The sequence below is a fragment of the Aliihoeflea sp. genome, assembly GCF_052435475.1.
Classification (GTDB): Bacteria; Pseudomonadota; Alphaproteobacteria; order Rhizobiales; family Rhizobiaceae; genus Aliihoeflea.
The window spans coordinates 247,367-266,026 of record NZ_JBQVMV010000003.1; the positions used below are offsets into that span (position 1 = coordinate 247,367).

Sequence of the window (18,660 nt, forward strand, 5' to 3'; positions counted from 1 at the left end):
TTCGCTATGACAAAGGGGAACTGTCGATGATGAGGAAATTGATTCTTTCGGCGATGGCGGCAGCGCTTCTCGCCGGCACGTTCATGGCATCGGGCGCGCACGCGTTCGAGCGGACCGAAGATGGCGAGATCATCGTCTTCGCCGGTCGCCAGGCAATCCCGGTGCTCGACCCGCACGTGCGCTACGATTGGTCGACGCGCATGGTGCAGCAGGCCGTCTATGATGCGCTGGTGAAGTATGAAGGCGACCCGGCCGAGATCAAGCCGTGGATCGCCGAGAGCTGGGAGACCAGCGAGGACGGCAAGACCTGGACGTTCAAGCTGGTCGAGAACGCCAAGTTCCACAATGGCGATCCGGTCAATGCCGAAGCCGTTCGCTACTCCTTCGAACGTGGCCTGAAACTGAACAAGGGCGTCGCGTGGATGCTCAAGGACTTCCTCGCGCCCGAAGGCGTCTCGGTGGTCGACGACTACACCGTCAAGTTCGAGCTGCGGGCGCCCTATGCGCCGTTCCTTTCCTTCCTGCCCTGGTGGTTCATCGTCAACCCGGCCGAAGTCCAGGCCAACGAGGTCGACGGCGACTTTGGCGAGGCCTGGCTGACCGAGAATGCCGCCGGTTCCGGCCCATTCAAGCTCGGCCGCTGGGAACCGAACGTGCTTTATGAGCTGCAGGCCGTTGCCGACTACTGGAAGGGCTGGCCGCAGGGCGAGAACCGTCCGGCCGGCGTGATCTACCGGATCATCCGCGAGCCGTCCGCCCAGCGCGCATCGCTTCAGCGCGGCGAGGTCGACATCGTCGAAGGCCTGACCTCCGACGACTACGTGCAGATCGCCAACATGCCCGGGATCGAGATCCAGGACCATAAGGGCATGACGACCTTCGGCATCAAGTTCAACACGCAGCAGGGCCCGACCGCCGACATCAACCTGCGCAAGGCCATTGCACACGCGCTCGACTATGACGCGCTGGTGCAGATCTACAACGGCGCCGCCTCCTTGCAGACGAGCCCGCTTCCGGACGGCATGCGCGGACACATCGACGTCGCCGACATTCCGCGCCAGGACCTGGACAAGGCGAAGGAATATCTCGCCAAGTCCGAGCACCCCGAAGGCGGCATCACGCTGGAATATGTCCACGTCGCCGGCCTGGAAGAGGCGCGCCGCATCGGTCTGGTGCTGCTGGACAACCTCAAGGCGCTCAACATCAATGTCGAGATCAAGCCGGAGCAGTGGCCGAACATGGTCGCCAACGGCGCCCGCGTCGAAACCTCGCCGGCCATGACGTCGGTCTATGTGACGCCGATTTCGACCGACCCGGATGCGGTGGCCTATCAGTATCACAAGAACTCCTGGGGCCAGTATTACGCCATGGCGTTCTACGATAATGCGGAGGTCTCGAAGATGATCGACGACGCCCGCGCCAGCACCGACTGGGACGAGCGCGCCGACCTCTATGCCAAGATCCAGACGCAGATCGTCGCCGATCAGCCGGAAGTCTTTGGCATGCTGCAGAACCGCCGCTGGGCGCATCGGGACTACCTGAAGGGGTTCCAGTTCAGCCCCGTGCGGTTCACCGGCGAGGTCGATCTCTACCCGCTCTGGGTCGAGGCCGAATAGGCAAAGCCACCACCAACGCAGCGGGAAGCGCCTTTGGTGCTTCCCGCATCACGGGACGCAAACCATGGTGAGTTTCACATTGCGCAAGCTGGCCGCGCTGGTGGGAACCATGCTCGGCATTGCCGCGCTGACTTTTCTCATCACCAACGTGGCACCGGGCGATCCGGCAAGGCTTGTCGCCGGTCCCAATGCGACCGAAGACATGGTCGAGACCATCCGTGTCCAAAACGGCCTCGACAAGCCTGTGGCCGAGCAGTTCGTCATCTATATGAGCGACCTCGTGCGCGGCGATCTCGGCACATCGATCGTGACGACGCGTCCCGTCCTCGACGAACTCCTACGCTATGCGCCCGCGACGATCGAACTGGTGCTGGTGGCGATGACGCTCGGCATCCTCATCGGCGTGCCGCTCGGAATGCTCTCGGCGGTCTACCGCAACAGCTGGTTCGACCATGTGACGCGGATCTTCTCGATCTCGGGGGTCGCCATTCCCGCCTTCTGGTTTGGCATTCTGCTGCAATTGCTGTTCGCCGTTCAGATGGGCTGGCTGCCGGTTTCCGGCCGCCTGCCGCTCGTGGCGCTGCCGCCCGAACCCATTACGCATCTGCTTCTGGTCGACAGCCTCCTGCGCGGCCAGTTCGATACGTTCTGGACTGCTTTGAAGCACATCATCCTGCCGGCGATCGTGCTTTCCTTTCCGTGTCTCGCGTCGATCCTGCGCGTGAACCGCGCCGAGATGATCGAGGTGCTGTCCTCAGACCATGTCGTTGCTGCGCGCGCGCATGGTCTGTCCTCCCGGCGCATCGTTGCGCTCTACGCCCTGAAGAACGCGATGCTGCCCACGCTCGCCATGATCGGCCTGCGTTTCGGCTGGATGCTCGGCTCGACCGTGCTCGTCGAAACCGTGTTCGACTGGCCGGGCATCGGCCTTTACGCCGTCTCGTCGGCGCTTGCTTCCGATTTCAAGCCGGTGATCGGCGTGACGCTCCTGATCGGCTTCTTCTTTATCGTCGCCAATACGATCGTCGACCTCGCCTATGCCTGGATCGATCCCAGACTGAGGAGCGCGTGATGACGACCAGCGACCTGACGACGCCCGTTCGCCTGACATTTCGCGAGCGCCATGAAAGCCGCATCCGGCAGATGCGGCTTTACGCCCACACCTTCGCCGGCAGCTTTTCCTCGATGCTGGGCCTCGTGCTTGTCCTCCTGTTCCTGGCCCTTGCAGCCTTCGGGCCGTGGCTGGCGCCCTATCCAGAACACACGACCGGCGCGTTCAACATGGCCGAGCGCCTCCAGCCGCCGAGCGCGGACCACTGGTTCGGCACCGATGAGATGGGCTCGGACATCCTGTCGCGCGTTATCGTCGGGGCGCGCACGTCGCTTTGGATCGGCCTGTTGATCACCGGTATCGGCGCGGGCATCGGTATCCCCCTCGGCATCATCGCCGGCTATACCGGCGGCTGGACGCGCGCGGCGATCATGCGCTTTACCGAGCTGTTCCTCGCCGTGCCGGGCCTCGCGCTTGCGCTGGCCATCGTCGCGGCGCTCGGGCCGGGAATTACCAACTGCGTCATCGCACTCGCCATCGTCTGGTGGCCGGGCTATGTGCGGCTCGTGGAGGCCAAGACTCTTTCGGTAAAGGAAGAGCTGTTCGTCGAATCCGCCCGTTCGCTTGGCGCGCGCACGCCCTGGATCATGTGGCACCACATTCTGCCGAATTGCTGGTCGCCCATCATCGTCAAGATGAGCATGGACATGGGCATGGCGATCCTCGCTGCCGCAAGCCTTGGTTTCATCGGGCTCGGCGCACGTCCCCCGGCGCCCGAATGGGGCGCGATGATCTCGGTCGCGCGCAGCTACATGCCCGATTGGTGGTGGTATTCGTTCTTCCCCGGCGCGGCGATCTTCCTGACCGTGCTCGGGTTCAATCTCCTCGGCGACGGCCTGCGCGACATCCTCGATCCCCGGAGCCGTGAGCGATGAGCGAACTGCTGGAAATCACGAACTACACGCTCGACATCGACACGTTCGACGGGCCGGTTCATGTGCTCAAGAACATCAACCTGACCGTCAGGCAGGGCGAGACGCTCGGGATCGTCGGCGAATCCGGCTCGGGAAAGACGGTCCTGGTCCGCTCCATCCTCGGCCTTGCGCCGAAGCGCGCGCGCGTGGTCAAGGGAGCGATCCGCTTCGACGGCATCGACCTTTCGACCGTCAGCGACAAGGGCTGGAAGAAGATCCGCGGCGTGCGGATATCGATGATCTTCCAGGACCCGATGACGTATCTGAACCCGCTCTTTTCGATCGGAAGGCAGATCGGCGACGTGATCGCCGCGCACAACCGGGCAACGGGCGTCTCGATGACGGCAACGCAGCGCCGGGCGTGCAGCGAGGAATTGCTGGACCAGGTCGGCATTCCCGACCCTGCGCGCGTGTGCGATCAATATCCGCACCAGCTTTCCGGCGGCATGCGCCAGCGTGTGCTGATCGCCATGGCGCTGTCGGGCAAGCCCGATCTCCTAATCGCCGACGAGCCGACGACCGCGCTCGACGTGACCGTCCAGGCACAGGTGCTCGACCTGATCAAGGAGCTGGTCGCGAAACTCAATCTCACCGTCATCATGATCAGTCACGACGTCGGTGCCATCGCCACGGTGGCGAAGCGCTGCGCGGTCATGTTCCGCGGCGAGATCGTCGAGGACGGTGCGACCGAAGACATTCTGCGCGCGCCCCGGCACGACTACACCAAACGCCTTTTGGCCGCCGTCCCCGATATCGACGCGCCACTGGCCCTGCGCGAGGAACGCGAAGCGACGGGGGCGCTGCTGGAGGTCAAGGGACTTTCCAAGACCTATGCGACGAAGTCCGGCGGCGAGGTCCGTGCGGTGGACGAGGTGGATTTTTCGGTTTCGAAGGGCGAGGTGCTGGGCATCGTCGGCGAATCCGGTTCCGGCAAGTCGACCATCGCACGCCTGTTGCTTCGACTGGTCGAGCCGACGGCAGGCGCGGTCGCCTTCGATGGCAGTGACATCACGACGTTGAACGGCGAAGCGCTGCGCCAGATGCGCCGGCACATGCAACTCGTCTTCCAGAATCCGCATTCCGCGCTCAATGGCCGGCACACGGTCGGCGATGCGATCGCGGAGCCGTTCCGCATCCAGTCGAAACTTTCGCGCCGCGAGATCGAGGCCAATGTCGAGAAGCTGCTCGACACTGTGCAGCTTCCAAAGGCGTTTCGCTACCGCTACCCGCACGAACTTTCAGGGGGGCAAAAGCAGCGCGTGTGCATCGCGCGCGCCGTAGCCTTGAAGCCGAAGCTGCTGCTGCTCGACGAACCGACTTCCGCGCTCGACGTATCCGTCCAGGCGCAGATCCTGGAATTCCTGCGCGACCTGCGCGAAGAGCTGGACCTGACCTACCTCTTCATCTCCCACGACCTCGCCGTCGTGCGCGAAATCTGCGACCGGGTTCTGGTGATGAAGCGCGGCAAGATCATCGAGCAGGGGCCGGTCGCGCAGATATTCGAGATGCCGGAGCGGGCCTATACGCAGCAATTGCTGGCAAGCGGGCGCAAGACTTCGACATCCGCGTTCCTCGGACGGCAACAGCTTGAAAGCTTGCGCCAATATTAGGCGTGACCGCGCAGTGCCCACAGTGACGTGCCCGACGCGGTCACGTCACGAGGGCGGGGTGTCGCGTTGCGCGATCCAGTCATGGTCGGGGTGGTTTTCGAAGCGCCATTTGCGCAACGGTCCGGCCATGACGTTGAGGTAGTACATGTCGTAGCCGTACGGCGCGCCGCAGGGATGGTGGCCCTTCGGCACCAGAACGAGATCGCCGTCTTTCACCGTCATGGTTTCGTCCAGCGAGCCGTCTTCGGTGAAGACGCGCTGGAAGCCGAAACCCTGCGGCGGGTCGAGGCGGTGATAATAGGTCTCCTCCAGATAGGTCATGCGTGGGAAATCGTCCTCGTCATGCCGGTGCGGCGGATAGGACGACCAATTGCCGGAGGGCGTGAAGACTTCGGTGACGAGCAGCGAATCCGCCACGTCGCGCTCTTCCATCGCGATCGGATGGATGAAGCGCGTATTGGCGTCCTTGCCGCGCGTGACCTTGTCGATGCCCGCCGGACCGATGATCCGTGCCGGCCTGCCACCCTTCGACGGCGCGGAGCAGACGGCGAGGGTGAGCGCCGTCGTCGCACTGGCTTTCCACGCGGTTCCGGGCGGAACGTAGAGGCAATGCGGCGGCGTCTTTTCGAAGACGCTCGCCCGCTCGCCCATCTCGCCGAAATCCTTGCCGCCGGCTTCGATCCGCGCCTTGCCCTCGACGATGACGAGGATCGCCTCTCGTCCCTCCAGAAGGCCATGAACGGTCTCGTCCGCCTCCAGCCGGTGCAGGTCGAAGCCGACATAGGACCAGCCGGCTTCCTGCGGCGTGAGCCGATGGACTTGGCCGTGATCGCCGCTTGGCTTTCGCAGAAGATTGGGCATCAGGCTCCTCCCGCCGTGTCGAAACCGGCATCACGCGCCATCTTCCGCAGCGCCTTGAGGCCCATCGACTGATAATGGACGGGATCGCACTGGTCGGGGTCCTGCTCGGCCTCGATGACAAGCCAGCCTGAATAATCGTGGCGCGCTGCGGTTTCCAGAACCGGCGCGAAATCGACGCCGCCCTCCGTATCGCCCGGAACCGTGAAGACGCCCGCGCGGACGCCGTCGAGGAATGAGAGGCGCTCAGCGCGAACTCTCTCCATGATCTCGGGCCGAACATTCTTGCAGTGAATGTGGCCGACGCGGTGCATGTATCGGACCGCAAGGTCCGCCGGATCGGCGCCGCCGAAATAGGCATGGCCCGTGTCGAGCAGGAGCCGGGTCGCAGGTCCCGTCGCATTCATGAAGGCATCGATCTCCGGCCCGGTCTCGACGACCGTCCCCATATGGTGGTGATAGACGAGTGGTAGGCCTTCGCTGGCGAGGTAAGCCGCAAAGCGCTCCATGTTCTCGCCGAAACGCTTCATCTCGTCGGCGTTCAGGACGGGACTTTCAGCCAGCGGCGTGCCGTTTGCTCCGTGGATGGCGTTCGATGTTTCGGCCGCGATGAACACCTTTGCGCCTGCTCGCTGGACCATGTCGAGATGGTCGCGGGCGACGGCGATTTCCTCCTCCACGCTGCGCGACAGAAGGTGGGTCGAATACCAGCCGCCGACGAAACGCAGGCCATGCGCGCCGAGCGTCTCTTTCAGCGCGTCGCCCTCGTCGGGCATCTTGTGCCCCTTCTCGATGCCGTCGAAACCGATCGCGGCGGCCTGTTCGAGGCATGTTTCGAGCGAGATTGCGGCTCCAAGCGAACGGTCGTCATCGTTCGACCAGGCGATCGGGTTGGTTCCATAGAGGATCATGCGTGTCAGTCCATCCACTGATGTTTTCGTGCGTCGTCATAGGCCTTTCGGGCCTCGAGGACCTGTTGGCGCTCCGAAACCTGTGGCACCGCGACGTCCCACCAGGCGCCGCCGGCTCCGGTCGTCTGCATCGGGTCGGTGTCGATCACGATCACGCTGGTGCGCGGGGCGGCGCGGGCGCGCGCCATCGCCTGTTCGAGCCGTGGCAGATCGTCGACCTTCTCGGCAATCGCGCCCATCGAGGCCGCGTGCGCCGCGAAATCGATGGCGGAAGCGACGACATGCGTGGCCGTGTCGAGCAGATTGTTGAAGCTCGTCCCGCCCGACGCGATCTGCAGCCGGTTGATGCAGCCATAGCCACGATTGTCGAGCACCACGACGATCAGTTTTTGACCGAGCATAACCGAGGTCGCGAGTTCGGAATTCATCATCATGTAGCTGCCGTCGCCGACCATGACGACGACCTCACGGTCCGGCCGCGCCATCTTGACGCCGAGGCCGCCCGCGATCTCGTAACCCATGCACGAAAAGCCGTATTCGACGTGGTAGCCGCCTGGACGGCCGGCGCGCCACAGCTTGTGCAACTCGCCCGGAAGCCCGCCCGCTGCGCAGACGAGGATCGCGTCGTCATCGACACTGCGCTGCACCGCGCCGATCACTTGCGCGTCGGAGGGGAGCCGGTTCTGGGTCTCGTCGCCGGTCGCGGTGACGGCATCGACGGCCGCGTTCCATTCGGTCATCAGGCGGGCATCATGCGCGGACGCGCGATGGTCGCCAAGGGCGGCTCCAAGGGCTTCGAGCGCCACACGCGCATCGGCGACGACGGTGAGTGCCGTGTGCTTGGCGGCATCATAGGGGGCGACGTTGATCGTCAGGAGGCGGCAGTCCGGATTGCGGAACAGTGCCCACGAGCCGGTGGTGAAATCCTGCAGGCGGGTGCCGATCGCGATGACGAGATCGGCATCCGCCGCAATCGCATTGGCGGCCGAACTGCCGGTGACGCCGAGCGAGCCGAGATTGAACGGGTGATCCCAGGGCAAGGCGGATTTGCCGGCCTGCGTTTCGGCAACGGGAATGCGATGCGTCTCGGCGAAGACGCTCAAGGCGTCTGTCGCCAGCGAATAATGAACGCCGCCGCCGGCGATGATCAGCGGCTTGCGCGCGGCGCGGATCGCACCCACGGCGGCGTCGAGCTCGCGCGGATCGGGCGGCGGTCGGCGGACAGTCCAGACGCGCGGCGCGAAGAAGCTTTCGGGGTAGTCGAACGCTTCGGCCTGCGTGTCCTGGCAAAAGGCCAGCGTGACCGGACCGCAATCGGCCGGATCGGTCATGACGCGAAAGGCGCGGGGCAGGGCCGTGAGCAGATGCTCGGGCCGCGAGATGCGGTCGAAATAGCGGCTGACCGGCCGGAATGCGTCATTGGCGGAGACCGTGCCGTCGCCGAAATCCTCGATCTGCTGGAGGACGGGGTCGGGCGCGCGATTGGCGAAGACATCGCCCGGCACGAACAGCACCGGCAGCCGGTTCACATGGGCGAGGGCAGCGGCCGTCACCATGTTCAGCGCGCCGGGGCCGATGGAACTCGTCACCATCATCGCCCGCCGTCGGTTTAGCGTCTTGGCATAGGCGATGGCCGCGTGCGCCATGCTCTGCTCGTTATGGCCGCGCCATGTCGGGAAGGTGTCGCGCGCGCCATGCAGCGCTTCGCCGAGACCGGCGACGTTGCCGTGGCCGAAAATTGCCCATGTGCCTGACAGGAACGGCACGCCGTCCTCGTTGAGCTGGTTGGCGCAGTAGCGCACCATGGCTTGCGCGGCGGTCAGTCGGATGGTGGTCATGCGGCAGTGTCCCTGGCGTTGCGGGCGTCGTCCCACGATTGGGCGAGCGCGCGATAGCGCGCGCTCATGTCGGTGACGGCGGCGGCATCCGTCATCGTGCCGGCGAACCACGCGCGCGCGGCGTCGCCGAAGATGCTGCGGCCGACGGCAAAGCCCTTGACGAGATCGAACCTGGCCGCGCGCCGGAACGCCTCGGCAAGCTGTGCCTGCGGCGCGTCGAGACCGAGAACGACGATGCCGCGCGTGTGGGGATCGTGTGCCTCGATGGCCGTGACCACATTCGCCCAAGCCCGCTCACTCGTCATCGGTTCGAGCTTCCACCAGTCGGGATAGACCACGCTCTGATAGATCTTTTCGACGATGCGCGCGGTCGTCATGTCGTCGACCGCACCCACCTTGGACGGAATGACTTCCAGCAGGAATTCGAGATCGTTGCGGCGTGCGGATTCGGCCAGCCGGGTGATCGTGGCGAGCTGGTCGCTCCACATCGCCTCGTCGTCGTCGGGATGGCAGAAGCACAACGCCTTGACGACATGGTCGCGCGGCCATTCGCCCAACGTCCCGCCCCAATCGGCGCCAAGTTCGGCTTCGAGCCGCAACGGTCGCGAGCCGGGTTGCTCGACCGGTCGTCCGATCCACAGCCCGCTGCCGGCGGCGGCATGAAGCGCATGGCGGCCAAGCCTGTCGTCGCAGAGAATTCCGTAGCCGTGATGCCCGTCGGCCACCCGCAGTGCCGCTTGCAGGCATAGTTGCTTGAACTGGCCGATGCGCTTTGCGTCGGCGCCGTCCATCGCTTCCAGTTGCGCGCGGTGGTCGAAGGCGAAGACCCGCATGTCCGGCCAATCGCCGCGCCGGTTTGTCGACCAGTGAATTTGCTCGAGTTCGCGGTCGTGGCGCAAGGCCGGGGTCACGATCCCGCGCTCGAGGAAGAAGTCGAGTTCCTGCGCCGACGGATAGGCAGGCGTACAGCCATGGCGCGAGACGGCGAGCGCGCCGCAGGCATTGGCATAGGTGAGGGCGACCGGCCAGGACGCGTCTTCAAGCCAGCCCTTGAGGAGGCCGGACATGAAGCCGTCGCCGGCGCCCAGCACGTTGAAGACTTCGATGCGGAAGGCCGGACCCGCCTCGCCTTCGTCGAGTGTGTCGGGGATCCCGCCGGTGAAAGCGGCGGCACCCATCGGCCCGCGCTTGGCGATAAGCGTCGCGTTCGTAACGGCGCGCACGGCCCTGAGCGCTTCGATCGTGTCTGTCGAGCCGCCGGCGATGTGAAATTCTTCCTCCGTGCCGACGATCAGGTCGAACAGAGGAAGATGCGACTGAAGCTTCGCCGTCACCACCTGCGACGCGATGAACCGGCTGTCGCCCGCATTGTGGCCGGCAAGCCCCCACAGATTGGGCCGATAGTCGATGTCGAGCGCGGTGCGCGCGCCGTTTTCGCGGGCAAGGCGCAGCGCCTTCAGCACGGCCGCTTCGGTGCGCGGATGGGACAGGTGCGTTCCGGTCGCGACCACCGCACGCGCCTCGGCGATGAAGGCGGGGTCGATGTCGGTCTCGTCGAGCGCCATGTCGGCGCAGTTCTCGCGATAGAAGATCAGCGGAAAATTGTCCTCGTCGCGAATGCCGAGGATGACGAGCGCGGTGAGCCGTTCGGGGTCGGTGACGACGCCGCGCGTGTCGACACCTTCGGCGGCAAGCTGCTCGCAAATGAAGCGGCCCATATGCTCGTTGCCGACGCGCGTGATGACGGCCGATTTCAGCCCGAGCCGGGCGGTGCCGCAGGCCATGTTGGTGGGTGAGCCGCCGATATACTTGCGCAGCGAGCGCATGTCCTCAAGCCGCCCGCCGACCTGCACGCCGTAAAGATCGACCGAGGAGCGCCCGATGGTGATGACGTCGAGGCTCATACGGTTCCCCCGAGCGAGCCTTCAAGTTCGGCCATTTCTTGCCCGCCCGCCATCAGATCCTGCAAGTCCTCCGCGCTGATCTCGCCGCGTGCGGCCGTGCCGAGCGTCTTGCCGCGATTGAGCACGGTGAAGCGATTGCCGACCGCCATGGCGTGGCGGACATTGTGGGTGATGAAGACGACTCCGATGCCCTGCTTGCGCACCCGGTCGATCGTCGCCAGCACATTCGAGGTCTGGCGCACGCCGAGCGCGGAGGTCGGCTCGTCGAGGATCAGGACCTTGGCGCCGAAATGAACCGCGCGCGCAATGGCGACCGTCTGGCGCTCGCCGCCCGACAATGTGCCCACGGCCTGTTCGGGCTCGCGCAGATTGATGCCCATGCGGCGCATTTCCTCCATCGTGACCCGGTTCGCGGTCTCGAAGTCGATCAACTTCAGCGGCCCGAATTTGCGGACCGGTTCCCGGCCCATCCAGAAATTGCGGGTGACCGACATCAGCGGGATCATCGCCAGATCCTGGTGCACGGTCGCGATGCCCGCTTCCATGGCGTCTCGCGGGCTTTGGAAGACGACCTCCTTGCCCTCGACGAACATCGTGCCGGCGGACGGCTTGTGCACGCCCGACATGGTCTTGATGAAGGTCGACTTGCCGGCGCCGTTGTCGCCGAGGAGACAGTGGCATTCACCGGCCTTGACGTCGAAGGACACGCCGCCCAGCGCGATCACCGCGCCGAAATGCTTTTGGATGTCACGCATCTCGATCAGGGACATCATCGTTCTCCCGTGATCATGCGGCGGATGAAGGTGTTCATGATGACGGCGAGGATCAGGATCGTGCCGAGGAAGACGCGGAAGAGCGAGCTTTCGGCCCCGGCGAAGAACAGGCCCTGCTGGACCACTCCGAAGATGAGGGCGCCAAGCGCCGCGCCGACGACCGAACCATAGCCGCCGGTCAGAAGCGCGCCGCCGATGACGACGCAGATGATCGCCTCGAATTCCTTCAGCAGGCCGCGGTCGGCTGCGGCCGATCCGAACTCCATCACCTGGCAGGTCGCAAAGACGGTCGCGCAGAATGCGGTGAACATGAACATCAGGATTTTGACCCGATCGACCGGCACGCCGACATAGCGCGCGGCCTGTGCATCGCCGCCGGCGGCATAGATCCAGTTGCCGAAGCGCGTGCGGGTCAGGAGGACATGCGCGAAGATCATCAGGCCGATGGCCCAGACGATCAGCATGGGAATGCCGTCGATGATGGGCTGGCCGCTGCGTGCGCCGCGATCATAGGTCGCGATCACGTCGGCATCGGCCAGCCAGACGAACAGGCTTCCGAAAATCTTGCCGCCGAAAAGCCAGGCGAGCCAGTCGCCCTTGGCCGCTTCGCCCACGCCGCCGATGATCGTCTGGCGCGTGGTCAGGATCGAAAGCCAGATCGTCAGGCCGCGCAGGATGTAGAGAAAGGCGAGTGTGACGATGAAGCTCGGCAATCCGGTGCGGATGACGAGCCAGCCATTGAGCGCGCCGATCGCAAGCGCGACGGCGAAGGCGCACAGGATCGCGATCCACACCGGCCAGCCCCACTGCACCGACACGATGGCGATGACGGTTCCGGCAAAGCCGATCATGGAGCCGACCGACAGGTCGAACTCGCCCGCGATCATCAGCAGGCAGGCGCCCACCGCGATGATGGCGAATTGCGCCGAGACGAGCGTCCAGTTCATCACGCCTTGCGCGGCGAACATTCCCGTATCGCCCGCGATGAGGACGAAGAAGACGAAGACGAGGATCGTGCCGCAGATCGCGCCGAGTTCGGGACGGATCATGGCGCGGCGGAAGCCCGAAACGGACTTCACGCGTTCGTCGGTGGTGGCCGTCATGGCGGGTCCCCCGGTGTATTGAGCGAAGAAGATGGGCGGCGCGTCGGCCGCCCATCGGCGGGACGGCCTAGCGGAACTCGCCCGCCAGCGTCTCGACCTGCTCGATATTGTCTTTCGTGATGAAGCCGGGGCCGGAATTGATGTTGTTGCCCGGCATGACCCCGTATCGCGCATAATTCGTCAACAGAACCACCGGCAGATAGCCCTGCAGGAAGGGCTGCTGATCGATCGCGAAGTCGATGATGTCGTCCTTGATCGCTTGCGAAATCTCGGCCGACAGATCGAAGGTGGCGAAGAAGATTTCGCCCTCCAGACCGGCATCCTGCACCGCTCGGATCGTCGGATGCGCGGAATTCGGCCCGAGCGTCAGGATCGCGGAGGTGTCCGGATTGGTGGTCAGATAGGCGGCGACCTTGTTCTGAACCTCGGAAGGATCGAGGCCGGAATCGATCATCTGGCTGCCCAGTTCGACGCCCAGCGCATCGGCAAACCCCTGGCAGCGTTCGACCGAGGCGGGGTTGGTGATGTAGTGATTGACGCACAGGAACGAGGTCGCGCCCGCTTCCTTGGCGCGCAGTCCGGCGGCGTGCCCGGCGTCGAATTCCGGTTGGCCGACATGCATCATGGCGCCGAGTTCGGCGGACTGTTCCTGCGTACCCGAATTGATGGTGATGACCGGAATGCCCTGATCGACGGCATCCTTGATCGGTCCGGACAGCACGTCGAAATCGGCGATGGTGACGATGATCCCATCCGGCCCGGCAGCGGTCGCCTGCTGGACGATGCGGGCCATGTCGGCGAGATCGCCGGTCGGCGGATTGCGGTAGTCGACGCGTACTTCCATCTGCTCGCCCGCGACCGCAATGGCGTTCTTGATCGTGTTCCACCAGCTATCGGAATCGGGCGCGTGGCTGATGAGAACGAACTGCTCGTCGGCAGCCAGTGCCGGAACCGACATCGTGCCGAGACCCGTTGCAACCGCCAACGCGGCAATCATTGTCCTGGACATTCTCTCTCTCCCTGAGATGTGTGCTGCCGCGCGAGACACCTCCATGGTCAAGCCGGTAAATGGAATATTCCGTCCATTTTGGAGTCAATGCAAGTCTATTTTTCCATCAGCTCCGACGCGCGCCGATCGCAACGACAAGGGCTGTTGCCAAAGAAAGCGTCGCCGACAGTGCGCGAAATGCCCCCACATCGATCTCGCTGACCGAAAGCGCGGTGACGTCCAGACGGCGCAGGGGGCTTGCCAGCGTGTCCGTGATCGCGATGACGGGGATGCCCTGTTCGCAGGCATAATTTGCCAGCTCGACGGTGGCCGGCGTGTAGGGTGCAAAGGTAATCGCGACCATGGCGTCGCCGGTGGCAAGGGCATGGCGCGCATCGATATGGCCGACCGCTCCGTGCAGCATGGCCGGCACTTCCATTTTCTCGAGCGCATATGCCATATAGGAGGCGACCGGAAATGCGCGCCGGAAGCCGACGAGATGGATCGTGCGTGCCTTGGCCAGCGTCTCGACGGCAGCTTCCAAAGCCTTGCTATCCATGGTCGTCGCGAGGTTTTCCAGCGAGTGCCGCCCAGCTTCGATGAATTCGGCCAAGAGCGCTGAGGGACTATCCTGTCCCTGTTCGTGCAGTGCCTTGATGCGTGTCGGATAGTCCGGCCAGCGCGGCGCATGTGCGTCGCGAAACAGGCGCTGCATGTCCGAAAACCCTCTGAAGCCGATGATCTGGCAAAACCGCACGAAGGCCGATGGCGGCACGCCGGCAGCCGACGACAATTCGGCGACGGTGGAGACCGCGATGCGCTCCGGGTTGGACGTCACGAAATCCGCGCATTGGCGCAGGCGCTTGGGCAGCGTGCCGGCGACTTCGCTAAGGCGGAGCTGGAAGGCTTCGATCGTGGTCGGCGGGGAAGATGCATCCATGCCTGTCGTCCTCAATGCGCTTGACAGCCGCCGGTCGGGCGGACATGTATATTTGGAACAAATATTCCATTTCGACAAGTCGCGGAGAGGCGCGCCGTCGAGATCTTGGCAAGCCGGGAGGAGCCTGTTGCCGATGGCGCAGATGGATGGAGGACGGGCGTGACCCGCGCGCTGGGGATCGGCCTGATCGGGACCGGGTTCATGGGCAAGAGCCATGCGCTCGCCTATCGCAACGCAAATGCGGTGCTTGGCGGGCTGCCGCCGGTGCGCCTCGAACTTCTCTGCGACGTGCCGCAGGACAAGGCCGCCCGCATGGCCGAGCAATTCGGCTTTGCGAACGCCACCGACGACTGGCGCGCTCTGGTGCGCGACGATGCCGTCGATATCGTCTGCATCACCACGCCGAACCGGATGCATCATGAAATAGCCCTGGCGGCGATCGCAGCGGGCAAGCACGTTCATTGCGAAAAGCCGTTGGCGCTGACGCTCGCGCAGGCCGAGGAGATGGCGCGAGCCGCGCAAGAGGCCGGCGTGTGCACCATGGTCGGCTACAATTACATCCACAATCCGGCCTTCACCCATGCAAAGCGGCTCGTGGACGCCGGCGAGATCGGCCGCATCGTGCATGTGCGCGGCTGGGTCGACGAGGATTATCAGGCTGATCCCGACCTTCCCTGGACATGGCGCGCGGCAATGGCAGAAGCCGGGCTCGGTGCACTCGGCGATCTGGGTTGCCATTTGGTCAGCATGGTCTGCCGGCTTGCCGGCCCCATCGACAGCCTGATTGCGGATATGGCGACCGTGCACGAAACGCGCCCGCTCGCTGAGTCCGACGGCCGAGCGGCGGTGGAGAATGAGGATCTGGCGAGCGCGCTCGTGCGGTTTGCAAGCGGGGCGACGGGCACGTTGGCGATCTCGCGCAGTGCCTGGGGTCGTAAGAACAGGCTGGGCTTCGAAATCCACGGCACCAAGGGCATGATCGTCTTCGATCAGGAGCGTATGAACGAGTTGATGCTCTATCGCAATGCGGGCGACAAGGCGCTCCAGGGCTTCACCACGATCCTGACAGGGCCGGAGCACGCGCCGTTCGGGGCATTCGTGCCGGCTGCCGGCCACCAGATCGGCATGAACGATCTCAAGACGATCGAGGCCGGCGCCTTCCTCGCGCAGATCGCAGGCGGATCGCGCACCGGACCCGATTTCAACGAAGCGCTCGTCTTCGAGCGCGTCATCCATGCCATCGCCGACGCCGCGCGCAGCGACGCCCGCATCCATCTCGCCTGAGGAGAATTTTCATGCCCATTCGGTTTGCCGTGCTTGGCGCGGGTCGCATCGGCAAGGTCCACGCCAAGGCCGTCAGCGGCGATCCGGACGCGACACTGGTGGCCGTCGCCGACGCCATGCCGCAGGCCGCGGATTTGCTCGCCGCGCTCTGGGGCGCCGAGGTTCGTTCCGTCGATGAAATCCTGGCGGCGGACGATATCGATGCCGTCGTAATTTGCACGCCCACCGACACCCATGCGGATCTGATCGAGCGCTTCGCACGCGCCGGCAAGGCCATCTTCTGCGAAAAGCCCGTCGACCTGTCGGTCGATCGCGTGCGCGCCTGCCTTGCCGTGGTCGAAGCGGAGAGCGGCATCTTGATGGTGGGGTTCAATCGCCGCTTCGATCCGCATTTCCAGGCTGTGAGGGCGCAGATCGATGCGGGCGCGATCGGAACCGTGGAAATGGTGACGATCACCTCGCGCGATCCCGGCGCACCGCCCGCGAGCTACATTCTCTCATCCGGCGGCATCTTCAAGGACATGGCGATCCACGATTTCGACATGGCCCGCTTCCTTCTGGGCGAGGAGCCGGTCTGGGTGAGCGCGTCGGCCGCTTCGCTCGTCGACCCTGCGATCGGCGAACTCGGCGATTACGACAGCGCGAGCGTCATCCTGACGACGACCAGCGGGCGCCAATGCGTCATCTCCAATTCACGGCGCGCGACCTACGGCTACGACCAGCGCATCGAGGTGCTGGGCACGAAGGGCATGATCGCCGCCGAAAACCAGCGCCCGGTCTCCATCGAGATCGCCGACGAGCGGGGTTTCACGCGACCGCCGCTGCACGATTTCTTCATGACGCGCTACACGCAGGCCTACGCCGCCGAGATCGCGGGCTTCATCGCCGCAATCCGCGACGGAACACAACCGCGACCATCCGGCCGGGACGGACTTTTCGCACTCATGATCGCGGAAGCAGCCTTGCGCTCCGTCAAGGAACGCCGTGCCGTGAACGTGGCCGAAATCCTGCCGTGCCAGTAATGATACGGGCAGCTCTCATCGGCAGGATGAGGGCTTTGATATCGTAGGCATTTCAGTGAGTTGAATGGCGCGCCCGAAAGGATTCGAACCTCTGACCCCCAGATTCGTAGTCTGGTGCTCTATCCAGCTGAGCTACGGGCGCGCAGCGATCGAAACGATCGCGGGGCCGGCGAACCGGCACCTGAAGTGGCCGTTACCTAGCCACTGACCGGGCGAAATGCAAGCGGCCTTTGGAGAAAAAAGCGCAGCGTGAGGATTCCCCATGGGCAGCCGCGAAGCGATCGGCTCAGGCCGGGCGGCGGATCGACTTGCGGGCTTCGTCGAGCGCGATGGGCTGGTCGGGGATGCAGATTTCGAAGATGGTGCGCCCACCGCGTGTCTCGACGAGTTCCAGTGTTCCCGCATGGGCGCGGACGAGTTCGTGCGCGATCGCCAACCCGAGGCCGGTGCCGCCGCTTCGCGCCGCACCGCGGAAGGCGGCGAAGAGATTTTCGCGTGCCCGCTTGGGCAGGCCGGGGCCGGTATCCTCGATCGTGATCTTCGAGACCGTTCCCTCCCGCAACGCGCCGATGGTCAGCCGCTTGACGACGGCGCTTTCCGTATCCGTCTGCATCGCCTGGACGGCATTGCGCGCCAGATTGGCGAGAACTCGGAAGAGGTGATCGGCGTCCGCCTCGACCTCGAGCCCCGGGTCGACCGCATTCACGAACTCGATATCGCCCTCGGGCGCGAGGCCGAGGATTTCGCCGACATCGTCGACCATCTGGGCAAGGCGCAACCGGCGCCGCGACGGGGGCGCTTCCTGCGTGCGGCCATAGGCGAGAACGCCTTCGGAATAGGATACCGCGCGATCGAGCGTGCGCACGAGCTTCGGCACGAAGGACTGGACGGTCGCATTGTCGATCAGGCGCAGCCGATCCGACATCAATTGTGCGGCCGCCAGCATGTTACGCATGTCGTGGTTGATCTTGGAGACGGCCAGGCCCAGCTCCGCCAGATGCCTCTGCTCGCCCAAAGTACGCTGCAATTCACCCTGCATGCTCGCCAGTTCGTGCTGGGCAATGCCGATCTCGTCGGTCCGGCGGTCGGGCCGGATGACACGGGCCGGGTCGTCCGGCGCGGCGGAAAAGGCGAGCATCGAGTGCGTCATCCGGCGGATCGGACGGATCATCATGCGGTTGATCGCCCAGAAGACGAGACCGGCCGTGATAACGGAAATGATCAGCGACAGGATCGCCACGTTGCGGGCATAGACCATCATGGCCGAGCGCAGGTCGGCGTCGGGAATGATAAGCTCGAATTCCTTAGTGCTGTCGCCGACGGGACCGAAGACCCGCAGCATCCGGTCGCCGCCCCAAAGCGCGGTCGACAGCGCATCGCGCACCGCCGCAATCGGCGACGTTGCTTCGATCGCGATATGCTCGTCGATCGCCGGAGGCATTTCCGCTGCGACGAGGAGCTGGGACATGCCTTCGTCGCGCACGGCGACGGCCTTCGCGCCGAGCGAGGCGAGGACGTCGTCCTGCGTCGCCCGCGAGAGGCTCGACGCGTCCTCGTCAACGAGCACGGTGGCGACGGCGGCGGCCGTGCTCAGCCGTTCCTCCAGCCAGCGCAGACGGAAATTGGCGATGGAGGGAATGAAGATCAGCACTTCGGCGATGAGCACGAAGAGCATGGTCAGCACGAGGAGCTTGGTCGAAAGGCCACGGCCCAGCGCGACGCTTGCGCGCCTGTCGAGCGCCGCCGCCTTGCCATCTGTCTCGCGGTCCCTCACGGCGTCTCCTGCCA

The 18,660-nt window shown here is 64.7% G+C and carries 15 protein-coding genes and 1 tRNA gene; 6 read left to right on the top strand and 10 right to left on the bottom strand.

Annotation, left to right across the window (positions count from 1 at the left end; genetic code table 11):
• Positions 1 to 26: 26 nt before the first annotated feature.
• The 4 genes from ACT6QU_RS06670 to ACT6QU_RS06685 all read left to right on the top strand — a co-directional run bounded on the left by ACT6QU_RS06670 (position 27) and on the right by ACT6QU_RS06685 (position 5,251).
• The gene (locus ACT6QU_RS06670; RefSeq protein ID WP_444563303.1) at positions 27 to 1,616 is read left to right on the top strand and encodes an ABC transporter substrate-binding protein; all 1,590 of its coding nucleotides are present in this window, start codon (positions 27 to 29) and stop codon (positions 1,614 to 1,616) included.
• A gap of 64 nt (positions 1,617 to 1,680) precedes the next feature.
• Entirely contained in the window at positions 1,681 to 2,688 is a 1,008-nt protein-coding gene (locus tag ACT6QU_RS06675; RefSeq protein ID WP_444563302.1) for an ABC transporter permease, read from the top strand.
• Positions 2,688 to 3,602 (top strand): ABC transporter permease, encoded by a 915-nt coding sequence (locus ACT6QU_RS06680; RefSeq protein ID WP_444563301.1) that lies wholly within the window; start codon positions 2,688 to 2,690, stop codon positions 3,600 to 3,602. The genes ACT6QU_RS06675 and ACT6QU_RS06680 overlap by 1 nt, the downstream gene beginning before the upstream one ends.
• Positions 3,599 to 5,251 (top strand): ABC transporter ATP-binding protein, encoded by a 1,653-nt coding sequence (locus ACT6QU_RS06685; protein WP_444563300.1) that lies wholly within the window; start codon positions 3,599 to 3,601, stop codon positions 5,249 to 5,251. Before ACT6QU_RS06680 ends, ACT6QU_RS06685 begins: the two co-directional genes overlap by 4 nt.
• A gap of 45 nt (positions 5,252 to 5,296) precedes the next feature.
• Here ACT6QU_RS06685 and iolB read toward each other — a convergent pair whose 3' ends face one another.
• The 8 genes from iolB to ACT6QU_RS06725 all read right to left on the bottom strand — a co-directional run bounded on the left by iolB (position 5,297) and on the right by ACT6QU_RS06725 (position 14,566).
• Positions 5,297 to 6,112, bottom strand: a complete 816-nt coding sequence (gene iolB / locus ACT6QU_RS06690; protein ID WP_444563299.1) for a 5-deoxy-glucuronate isomerase — start codon at positions 6,110 to 6,112, stop codon at positions 5,297 to 5,299.
• Complete coding sequence (iolE, locus tag ACT6QU_RS06695; protein ID WP_444563298.1) at positions 6,112 to 7,020, bottom strand: myo-inosose-2 dehydratase; 909 nt, start codon at positions 7,018 to 7,020, stop codon at positions 6,112 to 6,114. The genes iolB and iolE overlap by 1 nt, the downstream gene beginning before the upstream one ends.
• Before the next feature lie 5 nt (positions 7,021 to 7,025).
• Positions 7,026 to 8,858: a 3D-(3,5/4)-trihydroxycyclohexane-1,2-dione acylhydrolase (decyclizing) gene (gene iolD, locus ACT6QU_RS06700; RefSeq protein ID WP_444563297.1), complete on the bottom strand. Its 1,833-nt coding sequence runs from the start codon at positions 8,856 to 8,858 to the stop codon at positions 7,026 to 7,028.
• The gene (locus tag ACT6QU_RS06705) at positions 8,855 to 10,762 is read right to left on the bottom strand and encodes a bifunctional 5-dehydro-2-deoxygluconokinase/5-dehydro-2-deoxyphosphogluconate aldolase (protein ID WP_444563296.1); all 1,908 of its coding nucleotides are present in this window, start codon (positions 10,760 to 10,762) and stop codon (positions 8,855 to 8,857) included. Before ACT6QU_RS06705 ends, iolD begins: the two co-directional genes overlap by 4 nt.
• On the bottom strand, positions 10,759 to 11,532 hold the full coding sequence (locus ACT6QU_RS06710; RefSeq protein ID WP_444563295.1) for an ATP-binding cassette domain-containing protein: 774 nt from the start codon (positions 11,530 to 11,532) through the stop codon (positions 10,759 to 10,761). The genes ACT6QU_RS06705 and ACT6QU_RS06710 overlap by 4 nt, the downstream gene beginning before the upstream one ends.
• On the bottom strand, positions 11,532 to 12,638 hold the full coding sequence (locus tag ACT6QU_RS06715) for an ABC transporter permease (protein WP_444563294.1): 1,107 nt from the start codon (positions 12,636 to 12,638) through the stop codon (positions 11,532 to 11,534). The genes ACT6QU_RS06710 and ACT6QU_RS06715 overlap by 1 nt, the downstream gene beginning before the upstream one ends.
• Positions 12,639 to 12,705: 67 nt before the next feature.
• Positions 12,706 to 13,647, bottom strand: coding sequence for a sugar ABC transporter substrate-binding protein (locus tag ACT6QU_RS06720; protein ID WP_444563293.1), 942 nt, complete (start codon positions 13,645 to 13,647; stop codon positions 12,706 to 12,708).
• 106 nt (positions 13,648 to 13,753) lie between these two features.
• The gene (locus ACT6QU_RS06725) at positions 13,754 to 14,566 is read right to left on the bottom strand and encodes a MurR/RpiR family transcriptional regulator (RefSeq protein ID WP_444563292.1); all 813 of its coding nucleotides are present in this window, start codon (positions 14,564 to 14,566) and stop codon (positions 13,754 to 13,756) included.
• A 159-nt stretch (positions 14,567 to 14,725) separates the two neighbouring features.
• Here ACT6QU_RS06725 and ACT6QU_RS06730 point away from each other — a divergent pair, with 159 nt between their 5' ends.
• Positions 14,726 to 15,850, top strand: coding sequence for a Gfo/Idh/MocA family protein (locus ACT6QU_RS06730; RefSeq protein ID WP_444563291.1), 1,125 nt, complete (start codon positions 14,726 to 14,728; stop codon positions 15,848 to 15,850).
• 11 nt (positions 15,851 to 15,861) lie between these two features.
• A complete protein-coding gene (gene iolG, locus ACT6QU_RS06735) occupies positions 15,862 to 16,872 on the top strand; it encodes an inositol 2-dehydrogenase (RefSeq protein ID WP_444563290.1) in 1,011 nt (336 codons plus the stop codon).
• Positions 16,873 to 16,937: 65 nt separating this feature from the next.
• Here the strand turns inward: iolG and ACT6QU_RS06740 are convergent.
• Positions 16,938 to 17,014 (bottom strand) — tRNA-Arg (locus tag ACT6QU_RS06740).
• A gap of 144 nt (positions 17,015 to 17,158) precedes the next feature.
• Entirely contained in the window at positions 17,159 to 18,646 is a 1,488-nt protein-coding gene (locus ACT6QU_RS06745) for an ATP-binding protein (RefSeq protein ID WP_444563289.1), read from the bottom strand.
• Between the last annotated feature and the right edge of the window lie 14 nt (positions 18,647 to 18,660).

Coding starts and splice junctions, on each gene's coding strand:
- ACT6QU_RS06675 (WP_444563302.1), top strand. CDS start 1,681: ATGGTGAGTTTCACATTGCGCAAGCTGGCCGCGCTGGTGGGAACCATG.
- ACT6QU_RS06670 (WP_444563303.1), top strand. CDS start 27: ATGATGAGGAAATTGATTCTTTCGGCGATGGCGGCAGCGCTTCTCGCC.
- iolD (WP_444563297.1), bottom strand. CDS start 8,858: ATGACCACCATCCGACTGACCGCCGCGCAAGCCATGGTGCGCTACTGC.
- ACT6QU_RS06715 (WP_444563294.1), bottom strand. CDS start 12,638: ATGACGGCCACCACCGACGAACGCGTGAAGTCCGTTTCGGGCTTCCGC.
- ACT6QU_RS06710 (WP_444563295.1), bottom strand. CDS start 11,532: ATGTCCCTGATCGAGATGCGTGACATCCAAAAGCATTTCGGCGCGGTG.
- ACT6QU_RS06685 (WP_444563300.1), top strand. CDS start 3,599: ATGAGCGAACTGCTGGAAATCACGAACTACACGCTCGACATCGACACG.
- iolE (WP_444563298.1), bottom strand. CDS start 7,020: ATGATCCTCTATGGAACCAACCCGATCGCCTGGTCGAACGATGACGAC.
- ACT6QU_RS06720 (WP_444563293.1), bottom strand. CDS start 13,647: ATGTCCAGGACAATGATTGCCGCGTTGGCGGTTGCAACGGGTCTCGGC.
- ACT6QU_RS06680 (WP_444563301.1), top strand. CDS start 2,688: ATGACGACCAGCGACCTGACGACGCCCGTTCGCCTGACATTTCGCGAG.
- iolB (WP_444563299.1), bottom strand. CDS start 6,112: ATGCCCAATCTTCTGCGAAAGCCAAGCGGCGATCACGGCCAAGTCCAT.
- iolG (WP_444563290.1), top strand. CDS start 15,862: ATGCCCATTCGGTTTGCCGTGCTTGGCGCGGGTCGCATCGGCAAGGTC.
- ACT6QU_RS06705 (WP_444563296.1), bottom strand. CDS start 10,762: ATGAGCCTCGACGTCATCACCATCGGGCGCTCCTCGGTCGATCTTTAC.
- ACT6QU_RS06725 (WP_444563292.1), bottom strand. CDS start 14,566: ATGGATGCATCTTCCCCGCCGACCACGATCGAAGCCTTCCAGCTCCGC.